Source organism: Mucilaginibacter flavidus, from assembly GCF_024055575.1.
Classification (GTDB): domain Bacteria; phylum Bacteroidota; class Bacteroidia; order Sphingobacteriales; family Sphingobacteriaceae; genus Mucilaginibacter; species Mucilaginibacter flavidus.
This window is the reverse complement of record NZ_JAMXOE010000002.1, coordinates 682,276-703,736: the sequence shown is the minus strand read 5'-3', so window position 1 is coordinate 703,736 and position 21,461 is coordinate 682,276. Positions and strand designations below refer to the sequence as shown.

19 protein-coding genes are annotated in these 21,461 nt (G+C 44.6%); 8 read left to right on the top strand and 11 right to left on the bottom strand.

The genetic code is table 11. From position 1 onward, the window contains the following. The first annotated feature begins 41 nt into the window (after window positions 1-41). Both NAF19_RS07270 and NAF19_RS07265 read left to right on the top strand, forming a co-directional pair. Window positions 42-3,176: an efflux RND transporter permease subunit gene (locus NAF19_RS07270; protein WP_252789158.1), complete on the top strand. Its 3,135-nt coding sequence runs from the start codon at window positions 42-44 to the stop codon at window positions 3,174-3,176. Between the two features lie 184 nt (window positions 3,177-3,360). Beyond that, window positions 3,361-4,605: an MFS transporter gene (locus NAF19_RS07265; RefSeq protein WP_252789157.1), complete on the top strand. Its 1,245-nt coding sequence runs from the start codon at window positions 3,361-3,363 to the stop codon at window positions 4,603-4,605. Here NAF19_RS07265 and NAF19_RS07260 read toward each other — a convergent pair. The 3 genes from NAF19_RS07260 to NAF19_RS07250 form a co-directional block, all read right to left on the bottom strand. Further along, entirely contained in the window at window positions 4,577-5,560 is a 984-nt protein-coding gene (locus tag NAF19_RS07260; protein ID WP_252789156.1) for a YncE family protein, read from the bottom strand. The two genes, NAF19_RS07265 and NAF19_RS07260, sit on opposite strands and share 29 nt — an antisense overlap. An 80-nt stretch (window positions 5,561-5,640) precedes the next feature. After that, window positions 5,641-7,818 carry a TonB-dependent receptor gene (locus tag NAF19_RS07255; RefSeq protein WP_252789155.1) on the bottom strand — a complete coding sequence of 726 codons (2,178 nt, stop codon included), beginning with the start codon at window positions 7,816-7,818 and terminating at the stop codon, window positions 5,641-5,643. 80 nt (window positions 7,819-7,898) lie between these two features. Continuing rightward, window positions 7,899-8,297 carry a hypothetical protein gene (locus NAF19_RS07250; protein ID WP_252789154.1) on the bottom strand — a complete coding sequence of 133 codons (399 nt, stop codon included), beginning with the start codon at window positions 8,295-8,297 and terminating at the stop codon, window positions 7,899-7,901. 216 nt (window positions 8,298-8,513) lie between these two features. On the opposite strand from NAF19_RS07250, the gene NAF19_RS07245 reads away from it, so the two are divergent. The 5 genes from NAF19_RS07245 (at window position 8,514) to NAF19_RS07225 (ending at window position 12,626) form a co-directional block, all read left to right on the top strand. After that, a complete protein-coding gene (locus NAF19_RS07245) occupies window positions 8,514-8,852 on the top strand; it encodes an MmpS family transport accessory protein (RefSeq protein ID WP_252789153.1) in 339 nt (112 codons plus the stop codon). A 216-nt stretch (window positions 8,853-9,068) separates the two neighbouring features. Next, window positions 9,069-9,929, top strand: a complete 861-nt coding sequence (locus tag NAF19_RS07240; protein ID WP_252789152.1) for a chromate resistance protein ChrB domain-containing protein — start codon at window positions 9,069-9,071, stop codon at window positions 9,927-9,929. A gap of 65 nt (window positions 9,930-9,994) precedes the next feature. Then, a complete protein-coding gene (locus NAF19_RS07235; RefSeq protein WP_252789151.1) occupies window positions 9,995-10,981 on the top strand; it encodes a DUF1259 domain-containing protein in 987 nt (328 codons plus the stop codon). A 29-nt stretch (window positions 10,982-11,010) separates the two neighbouring features. Further along, window positions 11,011-11,460, top strand: a complete 450-nt coding sequence (locus NAF19_RS07230; RefSeq protein ID WP_252789150.1) for a chromate resistance protein ChrB domain-containing protein — start codon at window positions 11,011-11,013, stop codon at window positions 11,458-11,460. Next, window positions 11,445-12,626 carry a chromate transporter gene (locus NAF19_RS07225; RefSeq protein ID WP_252789149.1) on the top strand — a complete coding sequence of 394 codons (1,182 nt, stop codon included), beginning with the start codon at window positions 11,445-11,447 and terminating at the stop codon, window positions 12,624-12,626. Before NAF19_RS07230 ends, NAF19_RS07225 begins: the two co-directional genes overlap by 16 nt. 1,338 nt (window positions 12,627-13,964) lie before the next feature. Here the strand turns inward: NAF19_RS07225 and NAF19_RS07220 are convergent. The 3 genes from NAF19_RS07220 to NAF19_RS07210 form a co-directional block, all read right to left on the bottom strand. Next, entirely contained in the window at window positions 13,965-14,489 is a 525-nt protein-coding gene (locus tag NAF19_RS07220) for a TROVE domain-containing protein (protein ID WP_252789148.1), read from the bottom strand. 547 nt (window positions 14,490-15,036) lie between these two features. Beyond that, window positions 15,037-15,969: a YwqG family protein gene (locus NAF19_RS07215; RefSeq protein WP_252789147.1), complete on the bottom strand. Its 933-nt coding sequence runs from the start codon at window positions 15,967-15,969 to the stop codon at window positions 15,037-15,039. Window positions 15,970-16,101: 132 nt separating this feature from the next. After that, window positions 16,102-17,595, bottom strand: coding sequence for a hypothetical protein (locus NAF19_RS07210; RefSeq protein ID WP_252789146.1), 1,494 nt, complete (start codon window positions 17,593-17,595; stop codon window positions 16,102-16,104). 133 nt (window positions 17,596-17,728) lie between these two features. On the opposite strand from NAF19_RS07210, the gene yiaA reads away from it, so the two are divergent. Beyond that, complete coding sequence (yiaA, locus tag NAF19_RS07205; protein WP_252789145.1) at window positions 17,729-18,196, top strand: inner membrane protein YiaA; 468 nt, start codon at window positions 17,729-17,731, stop codon at window positions 18,194-18,196. A 201-nt stretch (window positions 18,197-18,397) separates the two neighbouring features. Here yiaA and NAF19_RS07200 read toward each other — a convergent pair whose 3' ends face one another. The 5 genes from NAF19_RS07200 to NAF19_RS07180 all read right to left on the bottom strand — a co-directional run bounded on the left by NAF19_RS07200 (window position 18,398) and on the right by NAF19_RS07180 (window position 20,971). Continuing rightward, on the bottom strand, window positions 18,398-18,832 hold the full coding sequence (locus NAF19_RS07200) for a VOC family protein (protein ID WP_252789144.1): 435 nt from the start codon (window positions 18,830-18,832) through the stop codon (window positions 18,398-18,400). Between the two features lie 86 nt (window positions 18,833-18,918). Further along, window positions 18,919-19,419, bottom strand: coding sequence for an SRPBCC family protein (locus NAF19_RS07195; protein ID WP_252789143.1), 501 nt, complete (start codon window positions 19,417-19,419; stop codon window positions 18,919-18,921). After that, on the bottom strand, window positions 19,416-19,736 hold the full coding sequence (locus tag NAF19_RS07190; protein WP_252789142.1) for an ArsR/SmtB family transcription factor: 321 nt from the start codon (window positions 19,734-19,736) through the stop codon (window positions 19,416-19,418). Before NAF19_RS07190 ends, NAF19_RS07195 begins: the two co-directional genes overlap by 4 nt. 32 nt (window positions 19,737-19,768) lie before the next feature. Continuing rightward, window positions 19,769-20,149, bottom strand: coding sequence for a DoxX family membrane protein (locus NAF19_RS07185; protein WP_252789141.1), 381 nt, complete (start codon window positions 20,147-20,149; stop codon window positions 19,769-19,771). A gap of 327 nt (window positions 20,150-20,476) precedes the next feature. Further along, window positions 20,477-20,971 carry a DUF2846 domain-containing protein gene (locus NAF19_RS07180; protein WP_252789140.1) on the bottom strand — a complete coding sequence of 165 codons (495 nt, stop codon included), beginning with the start codon at window positions 20,969-20,971 and terminating at the stop codon, window positions 20,477-20,479. Window positions 20,972-21,461: the final 490 nt, after the last annotated feature.

Below are 21,461 nucleotides of genomic sequence, written 5' to 3'. Positions count from 1 at the left end.
CGGCTTTCAATCATCGTTATTCACCAATTACATGCTAAGGAATGAACAAGTTCATTAAAAATATTATCTATTTTTCGCTAAGGCACCGCTACTTTGTGTTTTTTATGACCGCCGTTTTGGTGGTGTTAGGCGTTTGGAGCTATACCAATACCCCTATTGAGACGTTCCCGGATGTCACCAATACACAAATTATTATTATAGCACAATGGCCGGGTAGAAGTGCGGAGGAGGTGGAGAAATTTATTACCATACCGATTGAAACGGTGCTCAACTCAGTGCAAAAAAAATCGAACCTGCGCACCACATCGGCTTTTGGGTTATCATATACCCGCATAATTTTTGATGACGATGTTGACGATGCCTTTGCACGCCAACAGGTACTTAGTCGCCTTGCAAATGCCGACTTACCCGATGGCGTTAAACCCGAAATTGAACCGCCCTATGGCCCCACCGGCGAAATATACCGGTACACGTTAAAAAGTAAAACCGCGTCGCTGCACGACCTTACAGCCATACAGGATTGGGTGCTCGACCGGCAGTTTAAATCTGTCCCCGGTGTGGCTGACGTGAATAGTTTTGGTGGTGAGGAGAAGGCCTACGAAGTGAGTGTAAACCCGGCGTTGCTACAAAAGTATGGCCTCACATCGCTCGATGTTTACAACGCAGTAAACCGCAGTAACATAAACGTGGGCGGTGATGTAATTGAAAAAAACGACCAGGCTTACGTGGTGCGTGGCATCGGGCTTATCAACAACATTAATGAGATGCAAAACATCATCATTAAGAACGTAAACAACGTACCTATACTTACCCGGGATGTTGCCGAAATTAAGGAAGCTGGTTTGCCAAGACTTGGGCAGGTTAGCCGCGACAAGCAAAAGGATGTAATTGAAGGTATTGTGGTAATGCGCAAAGGCGAAAACCCTGCCGAGGTGCTTGACCGTGTACGCGCTAAAGTAAAAGAACTAAATGATAGCGTGCTGCCTAAAAGTGTGAAAATCGACACCTTTTACGACCGTACCAACCTGATGGATTATTGTACCGAAACGGTAATACATAACCTGTTGGAAGGCATAATCCTGGTAACTGTCATCGTGTTTTTATTTATGGCCGACTGGCGTACCACGCTGATAGTGGCTGTCATTATACCATTGTCGCTATTGTTTGCTTTTATATGTATGCGGATAAAGGGGATGAGCGCCAACCTGCTATCGATGGGGGCGGTAGACTTTGGTATTATTATAGACGGAGCTGTGGTGATGGTTGAAGGGATATTTGTAGCGCTGGACCATAAGGCCAAAGAAGTAGGAATGCCCAAGTTTAATAACCTGGCTAAACTGGGCCTGTTTAAAAATGTGGGTGCCGAAATGGGCAAAGCTATATTTTTCTCCAAACTGATTATTATTACCTGTTTGATACCAATCTTCGCGTTCCAAAAAGTAGAGGGGAAAATGTTTTCGCCGCTGGCTTATACGCTGGGATTTGCTTTGTTGGGGGCATTGATATTTACGTTGACGCTGGTACCTGCACTATCGAGTATACTACTGAACAAAAACGTAAAGGAAAAACATAACCCCGTAGTGGGCTTTTTTGAAAACGGCATCCGCCGTATGTTTAGCTTCACTTACAAATTTCCGAAGGCCAGCATATTGGTGGCGATGATATTTATGGCGCTTACCTTTTTCTCCGCTAAATTTTTGGGAACGGAGTTTTTGCCTGATTTAAATGAAGGCGCACTATGGGTGGAGGCCGAATTGCCGATGAGTGTATCGTTACCGGAAGCGGAGAGCATCAATCAGAAAATGATGCAGATTATTGCAAAGTTTCCCGAGGTGAAGCAAACGCTTGCCCAGGTTGGCCGCACCAACGACGGTACCGACCCCAAAGGATTTTTTGATGTGCAGATACAGGTTGATCTCAAAGATAAGAAACAATGGCGCAAAGGACTATCGGAAGATGATTTGATCGACGCGATGGATGTGCAACTGAAGAAAATACCGGGCGCAGTGTTCAACTACTCGCAGCCGATACGCGATAACGTGGAGGAAGCTGTGGCCGGGGTAAATGCCTCGCTGGCGGTAAAAATATTCGGCCCTGATTTTAACGTACTCGACCAAAAGGCCGATGAAGTTTTGAAGGTGCTGAAGACAGTTCAGGGTGTTGATGACCTGGGCGTGTTGCGCAACCTGGGACAGCCAGAATTCCGTATTGAGCTCGACCAGCGTAAGATGGCCCTTTATGGTGTGGCTACGGCAGATGCTAATGCAGTTATCGAAATGGCCATCGGTGGAAAGGCAGCTACGGAGTTATACGAGGGCGAGCGGCGTTTCGACATCAGGATACGCTACCAGAAAGATTACCGCGACACCCAGGAGAAAATTGAAAACCTGATGGTGCCTACTTTAAACGGTTCAAAAATCGCCATAAAAGAAATTGCTGATATAAAAACATCAACCGGTCCGGCCTTTATTTATCGTGATAACAACACCCGTCACATAGCCGTTAAATTCTCGAACCGTGGTCGTGATTTGGGCAGCACCATTGCCGAGGCACAGCAAAAAGTCGCCAAAATGGTAAAGCTTGGCCAGGGCTATTCCATCACCTGGGCCGGCGAGTTTGAAAACCAAACACGCGCATCAAAGACCCTGTCGCACGTGGTACCTGTTTGTTTGCTGGTGATATTCCTGATATTGTTTGTGATGTTCGGTAATGTGAAGGATGCAACGCTGGTTATTTTAAACGTTCCTTTCGCGTTAATAGGTGGTATTTTGGCGCTGCACATTACTGGTATTAACTTCAGTATATCAGCTGGTATCGGATTTATTGCTTTGTTTGGGGTTTGTATACAAAACGGTGTAATCCTGATATCGGTATTCAAGAAAAATCATGATGCCGGTATGCACCTTGATGAAGCAGTATTGCAAGGCGTAATATCCCGCGTACGCCCCGTGGTGATGACCGCGCTGATGGCGGCTATTGGTTTATTGCCTGCAGCGCTGTCCACAGGCATAGGCTCCGAGACACAAAAACCGCTGGCCGTTGTGGTAATAGGAGGGTTGGTTACATCAACCATATTAACACTGCTGATATTGCCTTGTATTTACGCACTAGTTTACCGGCTGATACATCGCCGGGATAACAGGAAACTGTTGAAGCGGTTTGGGGCGGTTAAATAATCACGAAAGGCAAAGCGGTACTGACTTCCCCTGTGGATGGCAATACTAAATGGATGAGGCGACGAATCATTTACATATTTTGAATTCGCTTTAATTAATCTTCCGGGCAGAACGTGGTATTAGAAGCCGGGCAAACAATTATTGTACTTTTACGGTAGCAGTAATAAAATAAGAAAGCCCGCTTATGATGAAAGACAAACTGACCGCATTAGCGGAGCCTTTTGTTGCCTTGAAGAACAGGGTATTTGCCGGGTTGTATTTCGCGGAATCCATCAGTTTATTGGGGGATGCATTTACCTGGGTGGGTCTTGCATTATTGTCTTACCAGTTTGGTAAAGAACGGTCGGCGGTTATACTGGCGACAGCGTTAACACTGCGGGTGGCGGCTTTTATTATCTTTTCTCCTTTTGCCGGTGTGCTGGCAGACCGGGTAAGCCGGAAGGCAATTTTATATACTACCCATTTTATCCGGATGGCTATTGTTGCCTGCCTGCCTTTTGTACAACATGAATGGCAGATTTACGCCCTGGTATTTGCCTTAAACGTATTCAATGCTTTCTTTACCCCCACATACCGCTCTGTAATTCCGCAGGTAACAGATAAGGCACATTACCGCCAGGCCGTAGGTTTATCAACCGCGACCTTTCAGATACTAGGCGTATTGGGGCCTGGTTTGGCGGGTATATTGGCGGTATGGTTTGGCGCACGCCAGATATTCTTAATTGATGCGGCATCTTTTATTATTGCTGCTATACTGATTTTAATGTTACCTGCCGCTAAAATGCAGAAAGCCATTCAACACAAGGGAAAAACTTTTACAGCCTGGCACGACGTGATTAAAGGAATCAGGTTACTGTTTAGCAACCCGCTGATCCGCTTTGCGCTGTTTATTGAATTTGTTTCGGCAATTGCAGGTGCGCAAATATTGGTTAATACAGTTGGCCATATTAAAACCGGACTGCATTTAACAGATAAACATTACGGCTGGGTAATGGCTGCTTTTGGTATTGGTGCCAGCATTGCTGCTTTTGTAGCTGGCAGCCTTGACAAGACGAAAACCCGGCGCTTATCGTTGGTGGTTGGTGCGCTCGTACTTGCAATTACCATTTCTATTACCAATTTTGTGGGCTACCCGGTAATGCTGGTGCTATGGCTATTTGCCGGCCTGGGCCAAAGCCTAGCCGAAATGCCATCAGAAACGTTGATTGGCGAAAATATCGGTGGCAGCGAGCAAGGCAAAGTTTATGGATCGCACTTCGCCTTTTCACATTTATGGTGGGCCATCGCTTATCCCATTGCAGGGTTTACCGGAAGCCATTTCCCAGGCAGGGATTTTTTGTACGGGGGGTTAATCTCGTTTCTTTTTTTAGGTGTTGCATTAGTATTTATAAAAAAGAAGACTAGTTTATTTTATAAACCAATAACGTAGCCGTCTTATCACTACCAGCCCGGGCGGCTATAAGAAACAAGCCTAATTCAGGAACCAAAAGCGATGTGCGCGCGCCGCTGCGGGTTTTAATGTCAGCAATTTGTTTATAGGTGCTGTCGCCGGTTTGCCGGAAAATGTTTATGGCCCCGCTGCCGCCGCTTATATAAATAGTTTTGCTTTTTGCGTCCCAATACAGGTCGTCCACATCGCCGGCCATGGGGGCGCTAAATATTTCTTTGCCGGTTTCGCTGTTGTAAACTATCAATTTGGCAGGCAGCCGGTAGCCAACAATAATACGGTGCTGCGTTTCATCATAAGCCATCGGGAAATTAGCGCGGGGTAAAACTTTTTGCCATTTGGCAGCAAGCTTCAATTGCTTTAAATCAACCACGCCTACCATGCCTGAGCCCGGAAGATTAACCCAAAGTTTACCGGTTTTTGCATCAAGTTGAAATGATTCCGGATGCGCGGGCAGAGGGATGTCGCCAACTTGTTTATGATTTGCAGCATCAATAATGGCAATGCCTCCGCTGCCATAACCTACATAGATACGGTCGGCATCGGCATCATAACGCACGTCATCCGCATCATCGGCAAGCTTTATGCTGCCGTTTTTTTTTAACGTTACCGCGTCGTAAAAGCCGCACTCGCCTGTACCGCCGTTGGCTACCAGTATTTCCTGGTGTTTACGTATATAAGCTACGCCCTGCGGCTCATCCAGCCCTTTAATACTCCCGGTAACTTTGCCAGTTTCAAGGTCCACTATTTCCAGGGTATTGTTACCCAGGGCTGCTATAAACGCTGTTTTATGCTTTATGTCGATATCAATATGGTCGATACGCCCTTTTACATTGGCTAGGGTGATCTCTTTTTCGAGCGTAAGCAATTGTTTCCCGGTTTCCTGCGCCTGGCAGCCGGTGAAGGATATTAACCCCGCAACGAGTAGAGTTAACATTTTATAAGAGGCTTTTAAGGTATTCATACTGATAGCTGATAATCTAATGTAGGGTTAGTTTCTGTAATTTTCCTGTAGTATTAGTTTAAAATCTTTATTCTTATCCCTGCATTTACCACAACACCATCCAACGGCGCGTATAAATCTTTAAAATCCGGGTTGGTGATATTACCGGTATAAATGCTGCCCCATTTTGTTTGCCGTCGGTCGGTCAGGTTCTCCGCGTTCACAAAAATATCCAGGTGCTTCCACATTTTTTGGACCAGCAAGCCAAAAGTTACAAACCCTTTGCCGGTAGTCCCATCACTCAACAGTTGCGGCCCGGTATAAAAGCTTTCAGCTCCAAAGCGGAAACTGCCTTCAATCTCATAAGTGCAATCAAAGCTAAACTGGTGTTTAGGCGTCAGGGGGTGGGTGTTGGTCAGTCCGCTAAAATGTTGCCTGGTGTCTGTATAAATATAGCCCAGGTAAAACACCAGTTCATCCATTGTTAGTTTGATATTGGTTTCTGCCCCTTGAGTAGTCAAATAGCCGGGCGCATTTATAAAAAAATTGTTTTGCAGGATCAATGGGCGGTCAACCCGTGTGGAAAAGAACAATTGGTTGATATTGATCACAGCTTCATCACCCAATTTATTGCGGTAATTCAAATCGCCATTTAGTCCGTACGATTGCTCTGCCCGGGTATTCCCGATGTTTAGTGGCTGGGTATGCTGGTAGCCATCCCTTTCGCTTTCATCGTTAAACAGCGTGGGCATTTTGTAACCCAACCCGCCACCGATGCGGCTGGTAAGGTGGTTGGTGATCTTAAATAAAGCGTTTACCCTCGGCAAGAAAAAAAGCCCGCTTGATGGCTGGTTAGGGGCAGGGGAGTTATCGTCTAACCTTAACCCCGATTCCAGGGAAAACCATTGGGTAGCTTTATAGGTGTTTTGTATAAAAGCGCCAACAGTAGTCAAATTGTAGTTCAAATGGCTTTGTGGTGGCTTTGCAGTGAAATGGTCAGTGATCAGATCGGCACCGGCTACCCAGGAGGCTTTTTTAGCATTGCGCACATAATTTAACTCGGTAAAAGAAGACAGCTGCCTGCCTTTGAAGTCAAATCCCTGTTCGCCCAATTGGCGGTCGAAATAGCCGACGGTATTTTTAAAATTGACGATGTTTTGCCCGTCAATTTTATGGGTGAAAGACAACTGGGTAGAAAAACGGAAAGTTTTATTTCGTTCAAAATACTGATGGGCATTATCGGCCTTACCATCTATTACCTGGATATCGCCACCTAAACGATTCTCATACGTGGTGTTCACACCAACCCAGCCAGAATTATGATCGTCCATATACAGGAACACTTTGGGGTTGATGGTAAAGCGATTGGTTTGCGGAATTGCCGATAAACCGTTTTTTGACGGATCATAGGCCCCGTTATAGTTATAAGAGCCAAATATTGTGGTGCCTATATGTTGCCATTTTTGGCTGTAAAAAATACTGGCATCGGCGCCTTTGGCGGTAGTGCCGTTTAATAGCACCGTCAGCTCAGGTGTTTCCCCTGGTACTTTGCTGATGAGGTTAACCAAACCAGCGATGGCGCCGCCACCGTACAAAGTGGATGCCGATCCTTTTATAAATTCCACCTGCCTCAAATCCAGGGGGCTGATCTGTAACAAACTTAAATTGCCGGAAAAGCCGGAATACAGCGGCATGCCATCCTGCAACAATTGGGTATAGCGGCTGTCCAAACCCTGGATACGAAAGCTTGCGGTTCCGCTGACTGCCGAGGTTTGCTGTACATGGATGCCAGTAGTTTCACCTAACAGCATTTTTATGTCTCCCGGGCGCATCGTGCTTTTTTCATCCAGTTCTTCCTGCGGTAAGGCCTCTATCCGCGTGGGAACATCGCGTAAGTTCTGATTAGTACGGGTGGTTTGCACTACCACTTCGGCCAGTTCACCTGTTGAGGGTTCCAGGCTAATCTCCACGATTTGCCCCGGATTTTTTTGCGGAAAAGTGTAAACAGTTTCGCTTTTGGCGAAACCGACATAAGTGATCCCGATCTCAAATTTACCGTTCGGAATATTAGCTATAGTAATTAAGCCGCTTGTATCAGCGGCGGCTGATATTTTCAGGCCGGGTATACTCGCGGTCGCGCCTTTCAGCGGCGCTTTAGTTTGAATGTTGAGGATTTTCGCTCTAAAGGTATTTTGGGCCATTACGCTGCAAAAAAGCAGCATTATGGGCAGCATCATGAAAATTCTTTTCATGTATATAGAAATAATAGCTACAGGCTAAAGCCCGGGGCAAATGAATAATAGACTCAGAAATTATAATTGAGGAATCAATATCAGGCGAGCGGCGGCCTGAAGAGTTTATTGCGGTAATCTGAGCTATAAAAATTGGGTACGAATACAGGATGTATCCTGACAACTATATGCGTGTTTAACAAGAGGATCGGGCTATGCGAAAAAACAATATTCAACTGGCTGGCCTGGTGCTGGAATTGAACATCGGACCCTTTTAACGGTGTCTTGTCATGTTCGTTATGCCCAAAAAGGTCTTTACCGTGCAGCAGGTAGTCTCCGATAAAATCAATGACACCCATCTCTTCCGCAGAAGTGATCCTGGTGTAATTCTGGTACATTTTGGGAATATCGCGCAATAAGGAAAAATCGCCTAAAGGCAGCATCATGCTGCCTGTTAAAAACAGGCAAGCCAGTAAGCCGCATGTAATTTGCCTGAACATTGTCATCAAAGGTAGTAAAAACGTGGCGCTTATTGCACGGTAGTTGCTAAAGCAAAACTTTGTCACCGGGGGCTAAATACCCCCATGAAATATTTTAGTTTAAGAGTTCATTAAAACAAATTTGTAACTTTTTTGTTACCTATAAAGCAAAGTGATAATCAACTAATTAAACGATTATTCGGTAACGCAACTATTTAACTTATGGTAACTCTAAAAATGAAAAAAATCATTGTCCTTTCTCTTTTTACGCTGATCGCTGTTTTTACTTTTTCGTGCAAAAAGGATAAGTCGCACGTTGTAAAATATAGCATCCAGGGCAGCGCGAGATCAACGGTTACCTACACCGATCAGAACGGGGACGTCAAGACAGTAACCAATGCAGATGCCAACTGGACCACGAGCTTTTCGTCAACAGATCATGGGTTAATGCTTAAACTGGCTGCAATCAGCACTGATGGCAGTAATGTTGGTGGCAAGATATTTATTGATGGCAATCAAACCACCCAAAGTAACGGAAACTCAAACAGCATCACTATTTCGGCAACGCTGCCATAGAGCTGAGTTTTTATTATCTAAGCAAAAAGAGACTGTTTCAAAAAAGCAGTCTCTTTTTGTTTTGGATGATGATGATAATTCGAAAGTATAGAAGTTAAAAGTATAGAAATTACTGTGACTGTTTGCGAACATAACGATTAACCGGAATTATAAAACGGATACTATATCCGGGAACGTGTATCGTTATTATACTAACTTTGGGCTTATTTGTTAGGCATGAAATGGATTACCCGTGAACACCCCAAGATCGACCGCATCGCCTGCCCGTGGCTAATCAAGCGGTTTATTGACGCAGAAGCCGAGATTATCTATGTGCCCTTTGCCGATGTAATCTCCAAAGCGGCCGACCTAAATGCCATCCCATTTGACTTACCGGGCGTAGAATACACACATTATGACGACCAGTGCACCTTTGATTATTTTATCAGGAAACACCAACTTAAAGATGCAGCGCTTGACCGGGTAGCGGCCATCGTTCGCGGCGCAGATACCGACCGGCATGATTTTGCCCCACAATCAGCAGGACTGGAAGCGATTTTTTCAGGGTTGGGGTACAATATAAAAGACGACCATGAACTACTGAACCTTGGAATGACCATTTATGACGGACTGTACAGTTGGGCCAAACAATTATACCAAATGAAACACACCCAGGCCGGGCCGGTTGAACAAATGCTGCTGGAAGTATATCATAAATATATCAAGCAAAATAAATCGAAAAAAGCACCAGAATGGGCAATTGAGCTTAAAGAAATGATACAGGACCAAGTGGATACCAATATGGCCTTAAGCTTACAGCAGGTATCCGGTCAACTGGAAATTAACCCGGCGTATTTATCAAGGGAGTTTTCCAAATACTTTGAGAACCTGTCATTTGGGGAATACATAAGGAAGCTGCGCATTGAAAAAGCTATGCACCTGATGGGAAACACGGATTATTCATTAACAGAGATCGCTTACCTCACCGGTTTTTCTGACCAGAGCCATTTTACGCGCATATTCAAAAAGCAAACCGGCCAAACGCCTACCCTTTATAAAAAAAATACCGGAAAAAGTAAAATGGATACCAATAGTTAAATCCGTGCTATTTATAGCGTGGCTTTGTTTGTAATATTGTATATACCAAATACAAACAATCCACTATGAAGACATCCGAAAACAATCGCAGGCAATTCCTGCAAACTACCGCACTTGCCGGCGCAACTTTGCTATTGCCGGTTGATAAGCTAAAAGCTATTCCCATGCCATCGGGAAAAACTCCTGCACTTACACCCGAAGAAATTACCGCCATAGAAACGGCACTCGGTAAAAAAGGCAGTTACAAAGAAGCAGAATCAGTACACACCACCCCACTGCCCCGCAACGATTTGAAAGTTACGGTTAAAGGTGTACCCGTTCCCATCCCATTCGGTTTTGGCGGCTGGGTATCATTTAAAAAATCTGTTGACGGAAAATCAGCCATGATAATGGGGGACACAGTGTTGCTGCAGGAAGAAGTTAATCCCTTAATATCAGCTGCACAAGCAAATGGTTTGGAGATTAGCGCTATCCATAACCACTTTTTTTATGAGGAGCCCCGGATTTTTTACATGCACATTCAAGGAATGGGCAGCGTTGCAGACCTTGCTAAAAGATATGCCGATACTATCCGCGACAGCAAAATTTTCCCGGCAAATCAGCCTCCCGCTGGTCCGCCACCGACAGTTACAGGCAAAGAAAATTTTGATATTCCGGCCCTTGATGCTATTGTTAAATATACCGGAACGGTAAACGGCCCGACCTATAAATATACCATAGGGCGCAGCGACCTTAAGGTAATGATGATGGGGGTTGAAATGACCACGAACATCGGGTTGAACACTTGGGCCTCTTTCGCCGGAAAGCAGGATGATGCCCAGATAGCCGGTGATATTGCCATGCTGCCGGGCGAAGTGAATAATGTGATCAAAACCTTGCGTCAGCATAATATTGAAGTAGTTGCTGTTCACAGCCACATGCTAAATGATGATCCGCATATCATATTTCTCCACTATTTGGGTAAGGGCCAGGCGGGGGAACTCGCCAAAGGGTTCAGAGCAGCATTGGACGAACTGGGTAAAAAGAGTTCAATGGGTGGGATGAAGATGTAAAATAAACGGTCTTTTAAAACCAATTTCCGATGAAATGGATCACCCGTGAACGGCCAAAAATTGACCGTATTGCCTGTCCCTGGCTTATCAAAAACTTTGTCGACCGGGATGCTGAGTTTGTTTTTGTTCCGGCTGAAGAAGTAATTGAGCGCGCAAAAAAATTAAATGCCATAGCATATGATATCGGCGGGGTTGAATATACGCATGAGGGTGAGTTTTGTACGTTCGATTATATCCTGAAAAAGCATGAACTGACCGACCCGGCGCTGCTGCAAATTGGATTAATTGTACGCGGTGCGGATACCGCGCGTTTTGACCTGGCGCAACAAGCAGCTGGGCTTTGGGCTATTTCAGCCGGCCTGTCTCATAACTTTAAAGACGATCATGAACAACTGGCAACCGGGATGATAATTTATGACGCCTTGTATAGTTGGGCAAAATATGTACAAGAGGAAAAACATACATGGCAGAGCAGTTGATAAAACAAAAACCAGTCTATACTTTGTTACAGATAACAAAGTATTACCTGAAGCTTGGCACCTGGGGTTTTGGCGGCCCGGTGGCTTTAGTGGGCTATATGCACCGCGATTTGGTGGAGGATAAGGGCTGGCTGACTGATGAAGAATACAAAGAGGGGTTGGCATTGGCCCAACTGGCGCCAGGGCCCTTGGCCGCGCAATTGGGCATCTATATTGGCTTCGTGCATTATGGGCTTGTAGGTGCTACATTAACAGGGCTGGCTTTCATATTGCCATCGTTTATAATGGTGGTATTATTAGGTATGGCCTACCAGTTGTACGGCGGGCTGGCCTGGATGCAGGCGGTATTCTACGGTGTGGGTGCCGCTGTTATTGGTATTATCGGGATGAGCGCTTATAAGCTAACTATTAAATCTATCAGCAAGTTTGAGCCGTCAGCCATGAGGTCGAAGTGGTTGTTGTGGTTGTTCTACTCCGTTGGTATTGCCATTACTGTGATTACGCAAAAAGAAGAAATACTGTTATTTCTCACTTGCGGCATTCTGTATATGCTGATAAAAGCTCCGCCCCAGTGGTTGAAAAGACCGGCTGTGCTTCCAGTAAGCGTGCTTATCAGCACGGGGTTTTGGAAATATGATGGTAAAACTTTGCAGGAAATGGGGCTGTTCTTTTTAAAGGCAGGCGCATTTGTATTTGGCAGTGGATTGGCTATTGTGCCGTTCCTGCATGGCGGTGTGGTTAAGGAGTTTGGCTGGCTGAACGAACACCAGTTTGTCGATTCTGTAGCTGTAGCCATGATCACTCCGGGGCCGGTGGTGATTACCGTCGGTTTTATCGGCTATTTGGTTGCTGGTTTCCCTGGGGCTTGTGTAGCAGCGTTGGCTACTTTTCTGCCCTGCTATTTATTTACTGTTGCCCTGGCGCCGTCTTTTAAAAAGATTGCTAAGAATGTCAGCATTAAAGCTTTTGTGGAGGGCATTACTGCGTCGGTTATCGGGGCTTTGGTGGGTTCTGTTATTATTATCGGGCTGCGTTCCATTACCGATATACCAACTGCTTTAATCGCGATTGCAGCCGTATTGGGATTGGTTTATATCAAAAAACTACAGGAACCCTATATCATTGGCATTGCTGCAGTTATTGGTTTGCTTATAAAAGCCATTTAACCTAAGCGGCAAAAAACTATAAAAGAATAAAAGAGCAACAAGCGGCGGGTGCATTTCAGGATTCGAACCTGTATTCATGCATTGCTGCATGTTTTCAACCAGCGAAGTATCACCTGCCTACGGCATCTTTCATTAATAAAGGGCAAAAAACAACCGGTGAGAGATAATACTGAACTACTTGTAAAATTAATTACTGGCCGGATTTGAACCGACGTCCTTCCGCGTAACGGATGTTCTAACCGAAGTATCACCGGTTTACGGCACCTTTTAGTTTATGAATAAAAGAAGAGCAAAAGCGACCAGCGTTCGTTATTTGCTTAACAGGCGAAGTAACGCTAACCTACTGCATCTTCTTAGGCCCCCAAGCCCCCTAAAGGGGGAGCGGGAAGACTTTTAATTCCCCCTTTAGGGGGTTAGGGGGAAAAGAGGGTAAAAAGCAACAAGTGACTATAACCCTGTGCTCTACCGGGTTGAGCTACAAGCTGACGTTGGTCGGCAAGGCCGGACTCGAACCGGCAACCCCAGGATCCCGAAGTAACACTTATTTACGACACCTCTGGCCCCCCAGCCCCCTAAAGGGGGAGCGGAGAACTTTTTTTAATTTTATATTCCCCCTTTAGAGGGTTAGGGGGTAAATAGAAGGGCAACAAGCAACAAGTGACCTGCACCTTTCGGTGCCCCTGCTCTAACCAAACTGAGCTACTTTAGCTGTTGCTAAAGGCCGGACTCGAACCGGCGACCTGGGGGTTATCAATCGAAGTAACACTCGTTTACGACACCTTCAACTTATATCGTCCCCGCGTTCCGTTTTACCGAAGGCGCGGTTGGGATATCTTGATAATTTCTTTAAAAAAGGGTAACAGGTAATAAGTGCAATTTTCTCTGCGTTTTAACCATCTCAACTACCCTTTTACGGGGCCGGACTCGAACCGGCGACCTCAGTCTTGGAATCGAAGTAACACTTATTTACGACACCTTTTTATTTTTAAGGAGCAACTGGCGACGCAGGTTCGGGGGGTTGCCATAGGGACTCGAACCCTCAGCACAGCTTGCGCCGCACTGCCCTCCCCCTTAATGGTAGCGAAGTAACCCGTTTCTACGGCATCCTTAAATTTTTGCCCCCCGGCCCCCTGAAGGGGGAGTTTAAATTCCCGACTTCAGGTAGCTTCCATTCCCCCTTTAGGGGGTTAGGGGGCTATAACACTATTTTATTTATTTCGCTGAGCGCGGTTTCACCGTTTTCTAATGCAGCTAACATATCGAAAACTTTGTCGCTCCAGCCGGATACCAGGTACACGTCGTTTTGCAATAACTGCAATGGCGCTTTACCATAGCCTTTCAGGTCGAACAGGAGGCGTCGCGCAATTTTATGGCACCATCGCGGTTGTACTTGGCAAACTGGTACTCATCAAACCGGTTAAACGCGGTTGTTAAACCTTTTTGCAACTGCTTCGATAAGCGGTTCAGCGTTTTAGTGCCGGTACGCTTGTTCATCAGCTCGTAGCAGGCCAATAGCTCAGTTATTTCGTCGGCACGGTTTACCACCCCGGCTGTAACCCGGGCGACCAAATTGTCGCCCGAGTGCAGCTTAGCCAATTCAGCAACCAAAACCAATGGCACCGAACGCATATACATTTTGGTGCGGGCATAAACCGCCAGCTTACCAACAAATTCAGCATCGCATTTGGCAATTAGGCCACGCAGGCGGTTTAAGCGGTCCTCGTTTTTTTCGTAAAACGAATCGTTCAGGCTCCAGGTAACCACTGTTGAGTAGAGCTCCATTTCGGCGCTCATGGTAAATGCCTTCGCACCTTCGTAGTTGGTGACCTGTGTTTTTGCCTTGCTTAGTAAGTTAAATTTCATTGTGGGAACCTCCCTTCTTATTTTGTTTGTTGATACAAAGGTTGAGGGCAACTGCGCAGTGTATTTGCGCAGTGAAAAATAATTTCATTTTTTTTGAGATAATTATAAAAACGGATGAAAAAGCCTTAGGAAAGCAAATTACATTATTGCATGTTGTAGCTTATTCTATCCGACCGATGGAGTGTCCCGCTTGAGCCGGCGGAAAAACAATAGCAAATAAAAGCGCCTCCCGGAAATCCCGGGAGGCGCTTCATCAATAAATCGAAATATTTTATTTCCTTAATGCACGGGCCGCTTAAACGGGCGTGGGTGGCATAAAATTAAAACCCATACATGCCACCCGAAACCGAAATTTGCTTACCCCCCGCTGCCGCAAGCGTCCTCGCTTGTGGCCCGCGTTTAGGTAGCACGTAAGCTATTCGGGATAATGCAGGGTAAATCCAGATGTATATTTATGCAATTCAATCGCAAATACAAAGTTTGTTACCTGTCAGCGTACCACAAGCGAGGACGCTTGCGGTAGCGCAGCCTGAAATAGGAATAGCCATCAACAGCATTGTAATATGCACCACGATTTATCAAATCTTTCGGCCGCCAAATCTTGTTTTCTTATCCAAAAATATAAGCGCCCGGAATCGCCCCACATCATAGCCGTTTTTTCGTCTTCTGATCCAATTTGAAGTAACAGTAGCCAATCTTTTGCCCCTTCTTTTAGTTTACCGGCCCTCGGGTCTGTGTAACCCGTCGAATCGCCACAGTATAAACCATTCGTAACCAACTGACACTCCGGTTCCATCTCACCCTGTATCTGCCCGGCGTAACCGAAAACCTGGTTCTCACCGCCTGCGGCCAGGTCATAGTAGCTGTCGCTGTCTTTGTCCGCAAGGAGCTCCGCAACTGCCTCATTTCCCCCATCAGGAAAACTTAGCGCGTTACTAAAGGCTACCGAATTAGCGATGTATATGCCTTCTTCAGGAAGTTCCGCAGGGAAATTTTCCCGGCGGAAGCCGGAGACACTGTTGTTATACAGCACGCAAAATTTATCGCGGTCCTTAGGGTCGAAACCCCAGGCGTCCTGGTCTGCCGAGTAGAAAAAAGATAATTGCCCGCTTTTTGGCAGCAACCCTGAATCATCAAATTTTGATATTTCTTCGCAATTCAGTTGGGCAATAAATGACAAAGGAATTTCCTCATTAGTTTTTGGCCAGTTTATGCCTGGCGACAGATCAGGCCTGCCACCAACTTTGCTGCTGCCGATAGCAATGTCTTTCTCTTCTATTGGGGTTAATTCAATATCTATTTTTGGGCGGACAGATGGTTTGATGCTTTCAAAATACTGGAATAATCCGAATGCTTTAAAATACTTTTCTGCGTCATCAAAAGTTGCAATCCTGTCGGGCGTTGCAGGATTTATACGTTGCTCATTTATTGCTTTGGTGTCGGAGTTGAAAAAAGCGAACAGTTTTTGTAAGATCCCCATGGTTTAAAGATAGTTTTTTCCTAAATTATTTTGCGCCCGATTTATCCCCGCTGTGGTAGTTCCCAAACCACAGATTACCTATGCCGGTAGTTTATAAAGCCGTCCTTCCTCCATTTGGCTAACTTCGCCAACCTAGCCTTCATCCTCTATAAGTCCCAACACAACCTTATACGCCGTTTTTTTCTCCCAGCGTGCTATCAGCCAGGCAATAAAGCTCAAAGTGAAGATATCGTTATTTTCTACCCCGCCGGCCAGGTTTAAAACCGACTTTCGGTACGCCGGTTCAAAAGCCAGATCGGGATTTACCAGGTATTTTTCAACCAGCTTCAGAAACACCAGCACGCGTTCTTCTGAAGTTTTCAGCAGGTATTTTTTATACCGGCGCCTGAAGCTGGTTAGCCGCGACATGGCAAGTTCGATGTTGGAGAACTGCGCATAAACCAAAATTTCCGCGAGGTTTTTCCGAATGGTCCATAACATGCCCATTTTTTTTTCATACCAGGCATCCGTGCGCGTTAGTAAGGTCAGCTGTTTCAAACTTCCGCGGTCATCGCACAGCGCTAAAAACATGGCCAGGCAAATTCGCAGATCTTCAATATCTTCTGGTTTGGCCCTGTGCTTTGTATTGGCGAGCGATTCCTGTAACAGCGCAATGGCATCGTCGGCAAAGCCTGTAAAGAACAGGTTGAGCGCAGCAAGTAACTGGTGACGTAAATAAAACACTGTGTAATAGCGGCTATCCGTTAACATTAAACCCATCATTTCCTTAAGCCAGGAAGCGCTGCCTGCGAAATTCTTTCGCCTCAAATGAAAGTTCGCCAAAAAATACAGGATGGAAATATGGTAAAAAAGGTAGGACTGTTTTTTATGCGACTGGCCCTGCATAAATTGATTCGTCAGGTTGATATAACGTTCTATCAATCCGTAATTCTGCTGTATCGCTGCGTACTCATTCGCGATGAAAAGAATTTGGTAAACGGATTTATAGGTCATCAGGTCCGGCGCGGAAATTTTGTATTTCCGAATCGTTGCTATCACCAGGGCCGTCAGATTAACGATTTTACGTTCCAGGTGTATCTGCTGCAATTCCTGCCTCAAAAAGGCATAGGCCATATTAAGCTTAGCCTCCCGTTGCATATCAGCCTGGTTCTGCAGGAAGCGCAGGGTCAAAGCTTCGAGGTCTTCTGCTCCCGGCAGATGGGCATACTGCAGCTTCAGCAGCAAGAGCTCATTCAGCAAATTAAACTGTTCTAACTCTTCAGCCAGCCGTTCTGCCTTGTCCAAACATTTGAACGCTATTTTAACCACATCATTCTCTAACAAAAAACGCCCCACCACAACCAGGCGCAGCGCATCGTAGGTGTCGGAATGGCTGCTTTCAAAGGTTTTCTGCGATAAAAATAGCAGCAAATTATCCTGCAGCCTTTTCCGCAGCGCATGGTATGCATCATTATTTTTTTTAGGATTGTATAGCTTTTCTAAACCATTAATATCGTCAGTTTCTATTAAATCGAGCAAAGCTAAATTTTTTACATCGCTCCTTTTGTTCTTCCGCTGCAAAAACTGTTTAAAGAGGATTTTATCAGTACTACTGAGCAGGTTGGTCAACTCCAGGATTGGGTCCATATTAGCAATATTAACGCAATAAAGGTACGAGAATTACAAGTTTATATCGTCAGTAATATTCGTATTCTGCCTTTTGCAGGTGTGTTTTACAACCGACATTTGATTCCATATTAATCACAAAAACAAAATAAAAATGGAACCGCTACAACACACAACAGAAGTTACTTCACCCGTTACAAAATTTGGGGAGAAAGTTAGAAACCCGTTTAAACCCACTGCCGCCTTTATTGGAGCGTCGTGGTTTGCCCTTTTAATTGGATTTGCCGGATATTGCATTGGCCTATCGAATGCAACTATGGCATTGAACGAAAAAGGTTATTATTTCACCATTTTATTGTTCGGCCTATTCGCAGTAATCTCGGTACAAAAAAGCGTAAGGGACAGGGCCGAAGGACTTTCAGTTACCGACCTTTACTACGGACTGAGCTGGTTTGCCGCCATTGCGGCAATGATCCTGTTGACGATTGGCCTGTGGAATGCCGACCTGGCCCGAAGCGAAAAAGGGTTTTACGCCATGGCCTTTTGCCTGAGCATGTTTTCGGCAATTGCCGTACAAAAAAACACCCGCGACGCAAAGATGTTTGCCGATAAAGAGCTGTAACGTAGCGGTTGCCACCCCGCAGCGCCTTGCCCAGCAAGCCTGCGGGTTTTTTACTTTTATATTCGATCCTGTAAAATTAAACACACTGAATATCAGTTATTTACAATTCATCAAAAATGAATCATATTGATAATCAGCGTGTTTCACAGCGTTCCACGTGTTCCGCGTGTAAAAATGGAACGCTTTGTTGCCGTGCTAAATTTACCCGTTATAATTTGGGTCAAAGTCCACAATCCATTCAATACCATATTTGTCTCTAAACATGCCTGCGTATGAACCCCAGGGACTGTCGCCAATGGGCCCTTCAATATCTCCGCCTGCTGATAACCCGTTAAATAACCTTTCAGCCTCTTCACGGCTTTCTGCACTGATTGCTATTTTAGACCTGTTTTCGTTTTCGCTTACCCGTCCCATAAATTCAGGAACATCATTGGCAATTAACACATTGTTTTGGCCGATAGGTAGCGCGATGTGCATTAATTTATCTGCTTCATTTTCCGGTATCTGAAATTCATCACTTGCCAGTTCCTTGAAACGAACGATCTTTGCGAATTCTCCGCCAAAAACTGATTTGTAAAAGGTGAATGCTTCTTCGGCATTCCCATTGAAGTTAATCCAGGGATTGATTGCTCTCATAATTTCTATTTCTAAATTGTTATTTTTTTACTTGCTCTTTTCTGTTTTTAGCACCCACATTGTCAGGGCGATTGTGAATTTTCTTTTTATTGTTTTTGCGATAATGTTAACAGCAGTTCGTCCAGCTGTTGCAAGCCCAAAGTAAATCCCTCCCTAAAGCCATCAGCTATCCGCTCGAAGCGCTCGCGCGACTCATTTGTAATAGTAATATTAACTTTAGTGGTTCCGTTTTTTTCGCTGAAACTCAAATCCCAATCAGAACCCGGCAATTCAGGATTTTCATCTTTGTCGGCAAAAGTATTGTATGTTTTAAAATTGGTTTTGGGGCTAATGGAAGTAAATTTCTGGAGAAACCAGCGTTCTTGTCCGTCGGGGCTTATCATAGCAAAAAAACGTCGTCCGTCAACTTCAAAATTCATAACTTTTGTTTTCGCAACCATTGGTTTGGGCCCCCACCATAGGTCGAGTAATTCGGGTGTTGTCCAGGCGTCCCAAACCAGGTCAATACGGGCGTTAAATTCACGTAAAATCTGAACAGTTTTGTTTTCCCTGTTTACCGAAAAGTCAAATAAGAGGTCACTGTTCATTTTTCTGTTTTTTTAATTGTTGCTAATAAGTCGTCAAGTTGGCTGAGACGGGTTTCCCAAATTTTGCGGTACTGCTCAACCCATTTGTCTACTTCTTTAATTTTGTCTATTTCCAGCTGGTAATATATTTCTCTGCCCTTGTGATCCGGTTTCACCAACTCACACTCGGTTAAAATTTTCATGTGTTTTGATATTGCCTGCCGGGTCATATTAAAATGGTCGGCTATTGCATTTGGGGTCATCGCATGTAAAGCTATTAAAGCTATAATTGCCCGCCTGGTCGGATCGGCTATGGCCTGGAAAACATCTCTTCTCACTGGCTGTTAATTTGATTGTTAAATAATTTTGGTTATTCGCTGATCATCGGCAGGTACTTGCGCCAGTTTTCAACTATCACCCAAGCAATAATAGCAATTATTACGGCTGCAATTGGTAAGGCAAAAGTCGCCATACTGATATTAGCAAGCACAATGCCCGTTAATACAGGCAATATTACAATAGCCCCAAGTCCCCTTGTCTTTTTAAAGATCAGCAATAAACCGCCAATAATTTCAGCAAAACCTGTTAATGGCAGTATCCAGCCAATTGTCATAAATGCCATTCCTGCTTTAACTGCTTTTTTAGGCATTTCCTTTGGCACAGGCATGTAGTGAAAAAATTTGTCGAACCCCGAATTGATAAACAACAAGCCGGTTAACAAGCATAAAACAAATAGAATTTTACTTTTCATAATTGACAATTTTTTTAAACAGTAAACCGATTGGTTGCAAATATATAATAAACCAAACGTTTGCGCAATTTTTTTTTCAAAAAAATTATGTGGAGTTGATTTTAAGTAACTTTATCCGGGCAGGAGGGCTATGGAATCGACTCCGGAAATGTCCCGCTGTTTGTTTAGCGAACCCGCGTTGTTAACGAAGCAGCTTTTACAGCAATTTGAATTTTTTTTAAAGGTATTGGTTGATTGGATGGTTTGTTGCTTTAAAGGCGATTTTCCTGGGTTTAAACGCCCGTCGCTTAAACTTACATTGTCAGTTCTGTCCCTCTTATTTGAAAATTATTTATCGCCTCTAACTTTACCAAGGCGAAGCCCCTTAATTTCCTTTGCCCCGGTGGCAGTATCCACCGGGATCATCCCGAACCCGGAAGATGATACAGATAATCTTACGTAGTAAGTCTTTCCGGGTTCCACCTCCATCCGTAGCTTTTCGTACTGCGTTTTTTGTACATTTGTTAATGAATCGAAGCGGGTATTTACATATTGGTCAGTTCTGTGAATTATGTAAAAAACAACTTTGCCTTGTGCTGCTTCGTATGGCGCATAGCCCCCGCCCCGTAATATTGTAAGAAAGTTACTGTTGACGAAAACGCGGCCGTATTCGGCAGCGCCGATATTACTGTATTTCCTGTAAACATAAACCAGGGCACTACCGGGCTTTGGCGGAGGCGCGGCTATGTATTTCGGCCCGGTAGAACAACCGGAAAGTACCAATGAAGCGAGCATGTAAAAGTTGACAAGTATTTTCTGTGTTATGCTGTTGTTTGGTTTCATGGCGCTTATGTGTAACGATGAAATGTCGGACAAAAACCGCGAATAGTACTGCGTGAAATATTACACAAATAACGATAGCGGCAACTCTAAAACAATCGACTTACTGCTGCCAAAATTTGGATTAAGAAGTTTTTGATTATAGTGTTAACTAAAATAAATATAGGAAATATTTTCAAACAGGCAAATGAAAAAATATTTATTTGCCTATTTTACAATAAGTTAACGCTATCGCTGACTCAAGGCAACTCGCTTTACCATTCACCTGATAACCCAATGGTGGCGTTGACATTTAAGGCATCTGTATCTCCTGAGCTCGAGCCAGAATAAAAAGACCTTCATCAAAAAATTACGCGGTATTCGTTGAAATTCTGAACTGGGCGTACCGCAGCGACAAAGCGACATAGGGGGATTAAAAGAGTAAGACGCTTTTTTCATGTTGTTAGTTTAATTGTATCCGAGAGGGATGTTGCCGCAAATGTATCCTTATATT

Bases quoted from the DNA above. Each gene is read 5' to 3' on its own strand.
- NAF19_RS07215 (WP_252789147.1), bottom strand. From the start codon at position 15,969: ATGGGGATCTTACAAAAACTGTTCGCTTTTTTCAACTCCGACACCAAA.
- NAF19_RS07240 (WP_252789152.1), top strand. From the start codon at position 9,069: ATGAAATGGATTACCCGTGAACACCCCAAGATCGACCGCATCGCCTGC.
- NAF19_RS07255 (WP_252789155.1), bottom strand. From the start codon at position 7,818: ATGAAAAGAATTTTCATGATGCTGCCCATAATGCTGCTTTTTTGCAGC.
- NAF19_RS07265 (WP_252789157.1), top strand. From the start codon at position 3,361: ATGATGAAAGACAAACTGACCGCATTAGCGGAGCCTTTTGTTGCCTTG.
- NAF19_RS07185 (WP_252789141.1), bottom strand. From the start codon at position 20,149: ATGAAAAGTAAAATTCTATTTGTTTTATGCTTGTTAACCGGCTTGTTG.
- NAF19_RS07235 (WP_252789151.1), top strand. From the start codon at position 9,995: ATGAAGACATCCGAAAACAATCGCAGGCAATTCCTGCAAACTACCGCA.
- NAF19_RS07225 (WP_252789149.1), top strand. From the start codon at position 11,445: ATGGCAGAGCAGTTGATAAAACAAAAACCAGTCTATACTTTGTTACAG.
- NAF19_RS07230 (WP_252789150.1), top strand. From the start codon at position 11,011: ATGAAATGGATCACCCGTGAACGGCCAAAAATTGACCGTATTGCCTGT.
- NAF19_RS07180 (WP_252789140.1), bottom strand. From the start codon at position 20,971: ATGAAACCAAACAACAGCATAACACAGAAAATACTTGTCAACTTTTAC.
- yiaA (WP_252789145.1), top strand. From the start codon at position 17,729: ATGGAACCGCTACAACACACAACAGAAGTTACTTCACCCGTTACAAAA.
- NAF19_RS07270 (WP_252789158.1), top strand. From the start codon at position 42: ATGAACAAGTTCATTAAAAATATTATCTATTTTTCGCTAAGGCACCGC.
- NAF19_RS07200 (WP_252789144.1), bottom strand. From the start codon at position 18,832: ATGAGAGCAATCAATCCCTGGATTAACTTCAATGGGAATGCCGAAGAA.
- NAF19_RS07260 (WP_252789156.1), bottom strand. From the start codon at position 5,560: ATGTTAACTCTACTCGTTGCGGGGTTAATATCCTTCACCGGCTGCCAG.
- NAF19_RS07220 (WP_252789148.1), bottom strand. From the start codon at position 14,489: ATGAAATTTAACTTACTAAGCAAGGCAAAAACACAGGTCACCAACTAC.
- NAF19_RS07210 (WP_252789146.1), bottom strand. From the start codon at position 17,595: ATGGACCCAATCCTGGAGTTGACCAACCTGCTCAGTAGTACTGATAAA.
- NAF19_RS07245 (WP_252789153.1), top strand. From the start codon at position 8,514: ATGAAAAAAATCATTGTCCTTTCTCTTTTTACGCTGATCGCTGTTTTT.
- NAF19_RS07250 (WP_252789154.1), bottom strand. From the start codon at position 8,297: ATGTTCAGGCAAATTACATGCGGCTTACTGGCTTGCCTGTTTTTAACA.
- NAF19_RS07195 (WP_252789143.1), bottom strand. From the start codon at position 19,419: ATGAACAGTGACCTCTTATTTGACTTTTCGGTAAACAGGGAAAACAAA.